At 72.3% G+C, this 573-nt stretch carries 1 protein-coding gene; it reads right to left on the bottom strand.

The annotated features are described in order from the left end of the window. On the bottom strand, nucleotides 1–573 hold a 573-nt coding region (locus tag G3O06_RS48620), incomplete at both ends, for a condensation domain-containing protein (protein WP_205820499.1).

Genomic DNA, 573 nt, shown 5'->3' with positions numbered 1-573 from the left:
CGACGCGTCGCACGGCAGTACGGCCGTCGTTTGGCGCGGATCGCGCGCAGCCGCACCGACGAGCGCCGCGTAGCTGTCGAGCCACGCGCGCGCGGTGTCGGCGTCGATGCAATCGGTCGCATAGGCGGCAACCAGTTCGATGCCGTTCGCATCGTCGGTGAAATCCACCGCGAAGTCGAAGCGCGCGGCGAGATCGGGGCCCGGCGTTGCAACGGCCGTTGCGCCCGGCAGCACGCTGTCGTGCCGCGCGTCGAACTGCTGCGCGAATTTCACGCGCAGCCATTCGTCCCCGCGCTTGACCGGCGGCTTCACCGCGTCGACGACGCGCTCGAACGGCACGTCCTGGTGCGCGACCGCGTCGAGCGCCGCCGTGCGCGCCGCGTCGACGAGCGCGCGGAACGGCAGCGTCGGCGCCACGCGCACGCGCAGCGCAACTGTATTCAGGAACAGCCCGAGCAGCGCGCGCGTTTCGGGGCGCTGGCGATGCGCGACCGGCACCGCGACGACGACATCCGTTGCGCCGGTCAGGCGCGACAGCCACGCGTCGAGCCCGGCCAGCAGCACCGTGAAGGA

It is taken from the genome of Burkholderia sp. Ac-20345 (assembly GCF_017104825.1).
In the GTDB taxonomy this organism is placed as follows: Bacteria; Pseudomonadota; Gammaproteobacteria; order Burkholderiales; family Burkholderiaceae; genus Burkholderia; species Burkholderia lata_B.
This window is presented reverse-complemented; position numbering and strand designations above follow the sequence as displayed.